Annotated in this window: 8 protein-coding genes and 3 pseudogenes; 4 read left to right on the top strand and 7 right to left on the bottom strand. The window is 67.9% G+C overall.

Going from position 1 to position 10,231, the window contains the following annotated elements; genetic code table 11:
* Positions 1 to 151 precede the first annotated feature (151 nt).
* The 4 genes and pseudogenes from NOD94_RS38065 to NOD94_RS41515 all read right to left on the bottom strand — a co-directional run.
* Entirely contained in the window at positions 152 to 478 is a 327-nt protein-coding gene (locus NOD94_RS38065) for a hypothetical protein (RefSeq protein WP_281210822.1), read from the bottom strand.
* 22 nt (positions 479 to 500) lie between these two features.
* Positions 501 to 980, bottom strand: coding sequence for a hypothetical protein (locus NOD94_RS38060; protein WP_281210821.1), 480 nt, complete (start codon positions 978 to 980; stop codon positions 501 to 503).
* A gap of 196 nt (positions 981 to 1,176) precedes the next feature.
* Positions 1,177 to 1,713 (bottom strand): transposase, encoded by a 537-nt coding sequence (locus tag NOD94_RS41520; RefSeq protein WP_348652376.1) that lies wholly within the window; start codon positions 1,711 to 1,713, stop codon positions 1,177 to 1,179.
* A 312-nt stretch (positions 1,714 to 2,025) separates the two neighbouring features.
* Positions 2,026 to 2,643: pseudogene (locus NOD94_RS41515) on the bottom strand (ISL3 family transposase); the annotation flags it as partial.
* Positions 2,644 to 3,554: 911 nt separating this feature from the next.
* Between NOD94_RS41515 and NOD94_RS38050 the strand changes: the two are divergent.
* The 3 genes and pseudogenes from NOD94_RS38050 to NOD94_RS38040 all read left to right on the top strand — a co-directional run bounded on the left by NOD94_RS38050 (position 3,555) and on the right by NOD94_RS38040 (position 6,090).
* Entirely contained in the window at positions 3,555 to 4,496 is a 942-nt protein-coding gene (locus NOD94_RS38050; protein ID WP_281210819.1) for a hypothetical protein, read from the top strand.
* A pseudogene (gene istB, locus NOD94_RS38045) lies at positions 4,493 to 5,292 on the top strand (IS21-like element helper ATPase IstB). The gene NOD94_RS38050 and the pseudogene istB overlap by 4 nt, the downstream one beginning before the upstream one ends.
* A gap of 72 nt (positions 5,293 to 5,364) precedes the next feature.
* Entirely contained in the window at positions 5,365 to 6,090 is a 726-nt protein-coding gene (locus NOD94_RS38040) for a leucine-rich repeat domain-containing protein (protein WP_281210818.1), read from the top strand.
* A gap of 225 nt (positions 6,091 to 6,315) precedes the next feature.
* Here the strand turns inward: NOD94_RS38040 and NOD94_RS38035 are convergent, their stop codons facing one another.
* Both NOD94_RS38035 and tcmP read right to left on the bottom strand, forming a co-directional pair.
* Complete coding sequence (locus NOD94_RS38035; RefSeq protein WP_281210817.1) at positions 6,316 to 7,650, bottom strand: ISL3 family transposase; 1,335 nt, start codon at positions 7,648 to 7,650, stop codon at positions 6,316 to 6,318.
* A 352-nt stretch (positions 7,651 to 8,002) separates the two neighbouring features.
* Positions 8,003 to 8,359 carry a three-Cys-motif partner protein TcmP gene (gene tcmP, locus NOD94_RS38030; RefSeq protein WP_281210816.1) on the bottom strand — a complete coding sequence of 119 codons (357 nt, stop codon included), beginning with the start codon at positions 8,357 to 8,359 and terminating at the stop codon, positions 8,003 to 8,005.
* A gap of 416 nt (positions 8,360 to 8,775) precedes the next feature.
* Here tcmP and NOD94_RS38025 point away from each other — a divergent pair, with 416 nt between their 5' ends.
* Positions 8,776 to 9,573 carry a hypothetical protein gene (locus NOD94_RS38025; RefSeq protein ID WP_281210815.1) on the top strand — a complete coding sequence of 266 codons (798 nt, stop codon included), beginning with the start codon at positions 8,776 to 8,778 and terminating at the stop codon, positions 9,571 to 9,573.
* A 392-nt stretch (positions 9,574 to 9,965) separates the two neighbouring features.
* On the opposite strand, the pseudogene NOD94_RS38020 reads toward NOD94_RS38025, so the two are convergent.
* Positions 9,966 to 10,187: pseudogene (locus NOD94_RS38020) on the bottom strand (DUF6193 family natural product biosynthesis protein); the annotation flags it as partial.
* Positions 10,188 to 10,231: the final 44 nt, after the last annotated feature.

The raw sequence follows: 10,231 nt of genomic DNA, 5'->3' as shown, positions 1-10,231 counted from the left end.
GGACAATCTCGGATGGGGGGGTGGGGGTGGATTCTCCGGGGGGGGGGGGGGGGGGGGGGGGGGGGGGGCCGGAGGGGGGGGGGGGGGGGGGGTGTGGGGGTGGGGGGGGGGGGGGCCGCCCCCCCGCCCCCCCCCCCCCCCCCCCCTCGGATCAGGTGATGGCCCGTATTGCCAGAAACAGCCAGGCCAGTGCAACGCATGCCAGGGCCAAAACCTCGCCGGGTTGCCTGAATGCCGCGCGGACCGAGTCACGTGCACGGAGCCAGGAGAACTTCAGCTGATCGGTGAGACTCATGGGCGAGCCGATGAGTTCGACACTCATATAGAGCCCGAGCGGGCTCAGGATGGTTGCGGCCAGCATCAACGGCGTGACCTGAGGCGATATCACACCCACGATCAGGAAAACGGCGGCTGCGACAACCCATATCCTGCATCGGGTCTGCTGGGGGAGGGCGAAGCGGTCGCGTTCCTCTGTCATGACTGCGGTTGCCTCCTGTAGATCAGATGCGGTTCCCGGGTGCGGCCATCGGCGGCGTTCCGAAGAATTGCATGATCGTGTTGATGACGGCCTGCATCTCGCTGGGGTCACGGGCGAGCTTCGTGGTCTTGAGGTACGCCCTGAGGGCGCCGACACCATTCTTCGAGGCAGCGATGGCGCCTCGGATGAGCGTAGGGCCGTAGCGGGCCGCGAGGGCTGCTACGGCCAGCGGCCATGCCTGCTCCGCGGCGGGCGCGTGGGTGTTGTTGCCCGGCCCGGCTTCGACAGCCCGCAGAGACTGGGCGTCCGTGGCCGAGAGTTCGGCGACTAAGGCCGTGTCGGCCGGCAGCACACGAGTGTCGGAAGCGCCCAGCACCCCAACTGGCTGAGTTGCGCTCGCCGGCTGACGGGCCTCAGATGCCTGGGCCAGGCCGGAGCCGGCTCCGATGGCTATCGCGGCCATAGCCGCAACAGCCACCATGCGCAGAGTCTTGCGATTCATACGAGATCGTCCTTTGCGTAGTCGCAAAGGGGGAAGCCCGAAAGGGCAACCTAAACAGGCGTGGAAACCGAAAGATTCCCCCGGATTTCTATCCCCCGATTGCTTTTCCGTCGAACCGCTCTTGGTCAAGGAGAGGTTCAACACGCAATACCCTTTTCCGGGCTCTGTCGCTAATTTGGGGGTAGTGGCCTCTTGATCATGGTGAGAGCAGGATGCGGCGTCGCAGGAGATCGAAGTTGGCGCGGCCGTACATCTGTCTCTTCAGGAGCTTGACCCGCGTGACGTTGCCCTCGACCGCTCCGGAAGTGTAGGTCGTGGTGAGGGCGGCCTGGATGGCCGCGCGGTCGCGTCGCATGCCATTGGCCAGGGTGCGGAGTTCGCGTTGTCCATCGAGGCGGACGTCGGCCATCCAGACGTCGAGAGCGAGGTGTTCACTGCGGCGGTCGCGGACCATGAGTGCCAGGCGGCGTGCGTAATCGACGGTCGTCGCCAGCGCTGGGTTCCGCTCGCACAGCTCGTCGAGACCCTTTCGCTCAACATCGTTGAGGCGCTCGGGTCGGCGCATGATCCAGTCGGTGACCCTGCGGACGGTCAGGTGTGGCAAGGGAGCGGTGGGTGGGATCGCGCCGTTGCGGTAGGGCTTCAGGTGTCGGCGGACGGTGTTGACGTTGCCGCGGTAGCCCAGGCGCTGGATTTCCCGGGTGAGCGCGGAGGCGTTGGCGCAGCCTTCCATCCAGCGATGGTGCAGGTAGAGGCGGTAATCGTCGATCAGCACGGGTCGATGAATGGCCGCGAGGAGAAGCTCATCGACTCCTGCGGCGTGCGCGAAGCGGTTGACTGTGCCGCGGCTGAGCCGCAGGTCGCGTGCGATGGCGCGAAGGCTGTCACCGCGTTCGATGCGCTCGTGGATCTGCTGGTGGCGATCGCGCGTGCGAGCGACCAGAGGTCGTGGCCGCCCGTGGATGTCCAGCTCTTCATGGTCGCGGCCCTCGGAGGCCGGGCCGTCGTCGGTCCGGTCATCGTGGGAGGTGAGAGGCTGTCGCAGGTCAGCGCGATGACGCCCGATGACGCGTTCGACTGCTTGCGCCAGGTTGTTCAGGAGGTGCCAGGCATCGGCTACCTGCATGGCCTGCGGGGCACCGACCTGGGCCCCGTCTCGGTAGGAGCCTGCACGGTCACGGCAGACGATCCGGACCTCAGGATGGTCCCGCAGCCAGGACGCGAAAGTCGCTGCGGCCCGGTCGGCCAGGACGTCGATCGGGCGGTGGGTTGCCATGTCGATGAGGATCGTCGCGTAGGTCCGTCCCCTGCGAACGGCGAAGTCGTCGACGCCGAGATGCGGCACCGATCCCGACGAGGGGAGCGGCAGCTTACGGATCAGCCGGAGCAGAGTGTTTTCGCAGGTGTCGATGGTCATGCGTTGGAACAGGCGAGCGCCTGGCCGGCCGCCCAGGAACAGGGCCACGTCGGTGAGCTGGGCGGTGAGTGCGTCGGTGCGGCGTGCGTGGCGATGCGTCAGGCCCGGTAGCTGTTCGGCGAACGTCCGGCGGTCACACTGCCCGTTCCCGCAGACGAGTCGACGCGCCCGTAGCTCGATCCGCACACGCCGGCCGGCGACCGGACGATCCGCCAGAGTCCGCTGGTAGTAGCAGTGCACTCTCGAAGATCTCCGCCCTCATCCGGGACAGGCCGCCGACACGGCCCCTGACCGCACGGCGACCCGGACCTCCAATCCGACAGCACCAGCTGGTCGACCTCCACCGCGACACCCGGCAGAAGAAGATCCCCGACCTGAATCCCACCCATCACATCGGATAGTTGCCCAACTACCCCCAAATTAGCGACAGAGCCCAAAACCTGAGCCAGAACCCGAGTTTTGAAGTCACCGGGGTTCTTGCCAGGGCAGCATCGGGGTGCTCCTGGTGAAAGGGCCTGGTCATGCCGCAGATGTCGAAGGTCGAGCTGTACGCGGCGATCCGGCGTGACCACCGTGGCGGGGTGAAGATCCGGGAGATCGAGCGCAAGTACAACGTGTCGTGGCGGACGATCCGCAAGGCCGTGGACTCGGTCTGGCCGGAGCCGCGGAAGCAGCTGCCGCCGCGGCCGACTGCAGGCGGATCTGGACGCGCCGCGCAAGCAGCGGCACACGATCACGCGGATCTTCCACCGCCTGGTCGAGGAACACGCCGCGGACGTCTCCTACCAAATGGTCCGGCGCTACGTCTCGGACCGGAAGCCGCAGATCCTCGTCGAGTCGGGGAAGGCCCCGGTCGAAGCGTTCACCCCGCAGACCCACCAGCCGGGCATGGAGGCCGAGGTCGACTTCGGCGACGTGACGATCCGGCTCGCCGGCGAGCTTGTGACCTGCTACTTGTTCTCCTTTCGCCTGTCCTACTCGGGCAAGGCCGTCCATCGCGTCTTCGCGTCCTGCGGTCAGGAAGCCTTCTTCGAAGGGCACGTTCACGCCCTGCGGACGCTGGGCGGGGTCCCGCGGAGCAATGTCCGCTACGACAACCTGAAGGCTGCCGTCGCCCAGGTGTTGGGGCTGAGCCGGGCCAGAATGGAGGCCGACCGGTGGATCGCCTTCAGGTCGGGATCGAGAGCTTCTACTGCCGGCCGGGCATCGACGGTGCCCACGAGAAGGGCGGGGTGGAGGGTCAGATCGGCTACTTCCGCCGGAACCACTTCACGCCGGTGCCCGAGGCCGACTCGCTGGCCGAGCTGAACGAACTCGTGGATCAGTGGGATCTTCACGACGGGCGGCGCCGGATCGGTTCGCGGCCGCGGACGATCGACGAGTACTTCGAGGTCGAGCGGCCGCTGCTGATGCCGCTGCCGGAGGAACCGTTCGAGACGGGCCGGTTGTTCACTCCTAGGGTCGACCATGATAGCCAGATCGCGGTCCGCACGAACCGGTACTCGGTGCCGGTCCGGCTGATCGGCAAGCGGGTCCGGGTCGTGCTGCACGCCTCTCACCTGGTGGTTTACGACCGGAACGTGGAAGTGGCCCGGCATGAGCGGTTGATCGCGAAGGGCGGCTGCCGCCTGGATCTGGACCACTACCTGGAGGCCCTGATCCGCAAGCCGGGCGCCTTCCCCGGCGCCACCGCGCTCGAACAGGCTCGCTCGGCGGGCAAGTTCACCCCGGTTCATGACGCCTGGTGGGCCGCAGCGGTCAAGGCCCACGGAGACACGGCCGGGACGAGAGCGCTGATCGAGGTGCTGCTGCTGGCCCGCCACCTGCCGCACGAGCACCTGGTCGCCGGCCTCGCGATGGCCCTGCGGGCCGGAGCCCTGACCGCAGACGCGGTCGCGCTGGAAGCCCGCAAGATCGCCCAGGCCGAGGACGAGCCGGCCGGAGCCCCGGGCTCGGCCACCGTGACGTTTCTGCACGAGTGGCGGCTCGCGCATCTTCCCCCGGACACCAGGCCGCTGCCCTCGGTGACCCACTACGACCAACTGCTCCGACGCCGTCGCGCCAGCGGCGGTGAACACCGCGAGGGAGAAGCACAGTGACCCTGCCCCGCCAGCGAGGACTGACCGAGCAGGCCGCCAACACGGCCATCGACACCGCCTGCCCCGCCTGCTGCGGCTTCCCTCGATCAGAAACGAGTTCTCCGACATCGCCGACCGGGCGCTGAAGGATCAGATGACCTACCGCGGCTTTCTCGCCGAGCTGCTGATGGCTGAGTGCGACGACCGATCCCGGCGCCGGTCGGAACGGCGGATCAAGGCGGCCGGGTTCCCTCGGGACAAGTCGTTGCGGACCTTCGACTTCGACGCGAACCCGAACCTCGACGCGGCCACCATCCACACCCCTCGCCAGCTGCGAATGGATCAAGAAGAGCCAGCCGCTCTGCCTGATCGGCGACTCCGGGACCGGCAAGTCCCACATGCCGATCGTGCTGGGAACCGAGGCGGCGATGGCCGGCTACCGGGTCAAGTACGTGCTGGCGACGAAGCTGGTCAACGAGCTCGTCGAGGCCGCTGATGAGAAGCAGCTCTCCAAGACGATCGCCCGCTACGGCCGCGTCGACCTGCTCTGCATCGACGAACTCGGATACATGGAACTCGACCGCCGCGGCGCCGAACTCCTCTTCCAGGTCCTGACCGAACGCGAGGAGAAGAACAGCGTCGCCATCGCCTCCAACGAGTCCTTCGGCGGCTGGACCAAGACGTCACCGACCCCCGCCTCTGCGCGGCCATCGTCGACCGGCTCACCTTCAACGGCACCATCATCGAAACCGGCACCGACTCCTACCGCCTTGCCAGCACACGAGCCCGCGCCGAGGAATCGGCCAAGGCCGGCTGATCTTGTCTTAACTGCCTGCTGGACCCGAGATCCCGGACGAGAATCGGAGCCCAGGAGGATCGATGAAGGGGGATGGCCGTGAGGCACGCACTGAACCTGTGGCGCCAAGAGCTCGGAGAGGTGCCCGAGTCGGTCTGGCGACAGACCGAGCTCCGCGTGCTGATCCTCGCGGACAACGGACTTACGGCCCTCCCTCCAGACATCGGGCACCTTCACCAGCTGAACACCCTGGACCTGGGCCACAACGCGCTGACGTCGGTGCCCGAAGAACTCGGCAAGCTGACCGAGCTCAGTGGCTGCCTCTACCTCCACGACAACCAGCTGACACGACTTCCGGACTCTCTGGGAAACCTGACCCGGTTGCGTTACCTCAACGTCGGCGAGAACTCCCTCACCACCCTGCCGGAGACCATCGGCGGGATGAGCGGCCTCATCGAGCTCAGGGCGCAACACAACCGGCTCATCACCTTGCCCGATGCCATCGGCCAGCTCTGCAACCTGCGTGAGCTATGGCTTCGGGGGAACGCGATCGAGGACTTGCCGATGTCGGCGGTCAGCCTGCACGAACTACGCCACCTTGACCTACGCGAGAACTCCCTGGACGCGGTGCCGGAGTCACTGGCCGGCCTCCCGCGCCTGCGTCAGATCGACCTGCGGAGCAACCGCCTTGGCCGGCTTCCCGACTGGCTCGCCCTGATGCCATCGCTGGAGAAGCTGGATCTGCGTTGGAACGAGGTCGATCCCTCGCTACCACTCCTCAGCGAGCTGGAGCGGCGGGGCTGCGTCGTCCTGACGTGACAGAGCCGACGCCTCTCGCCACCGTGCCGCCATTTCTGGGTTCTGGCACAGGTCTTGGGGAGCCGTGGCGGACGGTAACGGTGTCGTTCGATTCCAGCGAAGGGACACGAGGCCGGGTCCGTCAGCGTTCACGCATCCTGGTCCACCACCAGCCGTCCATTGCCCACTCGATGTAGTTGGGCTCCGGCAAGGTGCGGCGCTCGAATTCCTCATCGATGCGCGTGATCAGTCGATCCAAGTCCCTTTTGGCTCCGGGAGGAAGGTGCAGCATCGCCTGATCCAGCCGGTCACCTGCCGCACCGTCGGAGGCCGGAGCGGCGCCTCGAATGGAGCCCCGCGCAAAGTGGCGATGTGCGCGCGGACCATGCCGTAGGTGACAGGAGCGTGCTCAGCAACCAATTCGTCGTGCAGTCGGGCGACGCTGGTGCATCCCGCGGCGAATCGCCGCTCCAGGTAGGGCTTGTAGGGGTCCAGTCTGCTGGGCCGCGGCCGGTTGTCGCGGAGGGTGTCCTGCCAGCGTGCGGCGTTCGCGTACCGGAGCACGGTGTTGAGGCCCCAGCCCAGGTGCCGGGCGATCGCCCGGCGTGAGTGGCCTTGGGCGAGGAGCTCGTGGACGAGGGCATGTGCTGCCTTCTTCCGCTCGGCCCGCCGGCCGATGGGCGCCGAGTCGTCCTGCGGCCGACCGAGGTCTGGACGGGTCGCGCCTGGCAGCGTGCCTGTGGGCGACGGGTTGCGCAGGCAGTCGCGGTGGGCGGCGACACAAGTCTCAACGGCTCGGCCGAGGCCCTGCCACAGATGGAACCGGTCTGCGACCTGCAGAGCGTCGGGGGCACCGCGGCGGGCGCCCTCGGCGTAGGCGCCGGCTCGGTCCCCGCAAATGATCTCCACGCCTGGGTGCTGGACTAGCCAGGCGGCAAGTGTCCCGGCTTCGCGGGTCGGGAGTACATCGACCACGCGATGGTCTTCGACGCTGGTCAAGACGGTGGAGTAGGTCTGGCCGCGACGGATCGCGAAGTCGTCGACGCCCAGCACCCGTGGCGTGCTGAACCGTGGTTCGGGCAATGCCATGACCCTGCGTAACAAGGTCATCCTTCCCGCGCCGAAGCCCAGCTGGGCAGCCGGCCGAGCTCCGGCCCGCCCGGCCAGCGCGAGCCCCACTCGCTCCAGGACGTGGTTGAGCCGCGTCGTGAACCGTGCGTGCGGTGCGGCCAGCCGGGAGAACGGCTCAGCGAACGTCCGGCGCGGGCAGTCCGCCGTTCCGCAGATGAAGCGCCGGACCGTCAGCCGGATCACGAAACCCTGTTCAGCGAGCGGAAGGTCCTTCAGCCTGCGCTGGTATCGGTCGTGGACTCGTTCCGAGAAGCGGCCGCAGTCCGGACATGCAGAGCCGGCCGCGCGGCCTCTCGCCACCACCTCGACCGTGCCGAACGCGGCCGTCACCGCCTCGATACCCACTTCGTCGATCCCGGCGAACACCAGCGAGTCCCAGAACGGTGCATCGGTCTGCATGACCAGCACCATCACCGTCCACAACCGACCGCAGCAGCCGTCGGCAGACACCTGAGGGAGCGTCAATTCTGATCGTCGGACGACAAGGCGTACGCGGTCTCACGCGAACCCGTCTCCTCGCAATCGAACATCAAGGTAACGCTCTGCGACGACTCCCCAAGATCTGTGCCAGAACCCGCTGGACATGAACAAAGCCATGAGCTCGTCGCGGCGGCTGAACCAGTTGGGGCCGAAGGTGGTGATGACCTCGCTGGACTTGTTGCGGGCGATGCGCGCGACATGACCTCGAGGGGCACATTGACGCTGCCCCAACTGTCGAAGATCCCCAGGATGGGGTGGCCCCAGGCTCCAAGCGCATCCAGGACTGGCAGGCTGTCCCGGCCGGCCTCGCCACGGCGCACTTCTACCCGCACCGGAAGGTCCTTGAGTGGGCCGAACCGGGAGTGCAGCTCGCCGAGCAGGTGTTCGTGGCGAGCCCGGTTCTTTCGATGAAAACCAGGTGGACCCGCCGGGGGCTGAGGTTCATGCGGTCCACGGCGTGGTGGTGGAGTAGGCGGTCGAGGATGAAGACCGGTGAGCCGGGCGCGCCGCCTTCGTACCGGCCGGGGCCGGCGAACGCGTCCAGCAGCGTCACCCGCGGCCGGGAGTACCCGGTCTTCTGGGAGGTCTGCAGGAGAATCGGCCACCACGCGTCCAGGTAGCGCTGATACAGCCGGTGCTTGGCCGCCGTCGCCGGCTCCAGCGTCCACAACACACCCATGCGTCCTCCCCCTACAGCCCGGACATCATTGCGGTGATTGTCTGATGACTCAGCGTGCGGACGCTAGACCGTGTCCCCTGCGGGCGCCCGGCTCGCGCACGATCCTCAGCAGCCTGGTGTGCTCGGCGCCGACGTCTCGGATGGCCCGCGAGCTCGCCCTGCCCTCGGCTGAATGCCGTGGGGGAGTAGCTGCGCCCGGAGGCGCTGTTCCCCTTCGCGACCGACCCGGCCGGGCTCGGCGAGCGGAAGCGGGCTGAGACCATAGCAGCGGCCGTTTCCGATGGAAACGGCCGCTGCTTTGTGTGCACGCCAGCCGTCTCTGGTAAGGACATCACGAGGACAGGACCCCGGGCGGCGCGGCAGGATGGTGGTGCGGCGCGCGGCGGTGCCAGTCGGCGGCCGACGGGGAGGGGACGATGGAACGGTTACGCGTCACCGGGTTGACCTATCTCGGCGGGCATCCGCGACACCCGCGCCTGATCGAGGGTCTGCGGCTGGACGTCGCCCTAGCGGGCCTGTCGGTGGGACGGCCGCTACGCGGCCTGATCTCCGTGAGCTGGCCGTCACTCACCTGGCTCTACGTTCTGACGGTGGGGGACGTCGAGGGCAAGGCGCACAGCTGGGAGTTTCTCAACTTCCCGAACCTGAACCGCGCATGGGAGGCCGGCGACGCCGCAAGCGTGATCGGGCTGGGAATCGACGACGCCACCTGCTGGCTGCTCGCGCCGCAGACGCCCGTCCGGGAGCTGAGGACGCGGCTGGCCTCCTGGACGCTCAGCGCCGCCGGTGCCCAGCGGAAGCCGGGCACGGGCGACGCGGACACGCCGGAACAGGTGGCTCTGCAGGCCATCGCGGGGTGGCGCGCGGCCGACCTGGGCCGGGATCCGCTGACCGACCGCAAGACGCTCAGCTACCGGCTCGCGGTCGCCGAGCAGCACCGCTGCGGCGGCGACCTCCTCAGCGCGCTGACGCTGCTCCAACAGCTCGCCACGCAGGCAGTCGAGACCTTCGGCGCAACGGACCAGGCCACCATCGTGACACGCAACAACCTCGCCTTCGCCCTGGCCGCCGGCGGTTTCCGGCACGAGGCCATCGAGGCGTACTGGGAGATCCTGGACGACCTGGCGGCCGCCAGGATAGTCGACCAGACCAAGGCGGAGATGTTCGCCCGTCAGAACCTGGCGCGACTGCACGACCCCCACTGGCACCCCTGACAGGCATCGCCGCCACGACGGCCGGCCGCGCGACGGTCTGCGCCAGAGACGGCCGACGGCTACCGACCAACGGTGACCGGCGGTCTGGTCGGCCGCGGCTTCAGATCGACTCCGCGTGGGCCGGTTACCGTGCTGGCGACCTCACCCTTCCTCCCGTTCCCTCGCCGCCTCCGGCAGTTCGGGGTACCGAGGCGAAGAGCCTGCGGCCTTGCTCAGGGCCCGCGAACGAATGCCAGACACGTTTGCGATCTCCGAGGTCTCCAGAGATCCCCCGGGGTCCAGCACCTTGCCCAGCATGAACTCGACAGCAGCGTCCAGGAGCGCGGCCTCAGCCTGATCCGCTGCCAGTCGGGCCTGCTCGGCGATTGCCCGTAGCTCCCTCAGCTTGCCGTTTAACCGTCGAGCGGCTCTTGCATCGCCTCGTGGACTGCGAGTTCCTCTGGAGTGCCGAGGAAGGCCGGCCCGCAGCCGACCGGAAGGCGCTCCAAAACCATGGCGATGGCTTGCGAGACTGTCTCCGCGGGCCCCACGGCCTGCGAACGGAGAGGACCTGACACCCAGTAGCTGCCTCCGGCGGCAGGCCGAGGACGTCCTGAAGAACCTGATCCCGGGCGGCGAGGACAGCGCGCCCGAGATCACCGCCTCCGACATCATGGCG

The organism is Streptomyces sp. Isolate_45 (assembly GCF_024721315.2).
Classification (GTDB): Bacteria; Actinomycetota; Actinomycetes; order Streptomycetales; family Streptomycetaceae; genus Streptomyces.
Note: the sequence above shows the minus strand (reverse complement) of the source record. Positions and strands in the feature narration are given on the sequence as shown.

What these genes read in the sequence shown, in the direction of transcription:
- NOD94_RS38065 (WP_281210822.1), bottom strand. Translation starts at nt 478, where the DNA reads ATGACAGAGGAACGCGACCGCTTCGCCCTCCCCCAGCAGACCCGATGC.
- NOD94_RS38025 (WP_281210815.1), top strand. Translation starts at nt 8,776, where the DNA reads ATGGAACGGTTACGCGTCACCGGGTTGACCTATCTCGGCGGGCATCCG.
- NOD94_RS41520 (WP_348652376.1), bottom strand. Translation starts at nt 1,713, where the DNA reads ATGGAAGGCTGCGCCAACGCCTCCGCGCTCACCCGGGAAATCCAGCGC.
- NOD94_RS38040 (WP_281210818.1), top strand. Translation starts at nt 5,365, where the DNA reads ATGGCCGTGAGGCACGCACTGAACCTGTGGCGCCAAGAGCTCGGAGAG.
- tcmP (WP_281210816.1), bottom strand. Translation starts at nt 8,359, where the DNA reads ATGGGTGTGTTGTGGACGCTGGAGCCGGCGACGGCGGCCAAGCACCGG.
- NOD94_RS38060 (WP_281210821.1), bottom strand. Translation starts at nt 980, where the DNA reads ATGAATCGCAAGACTCTGCGCATGGTGGCTGTTGCGGCTATGGCCGCG.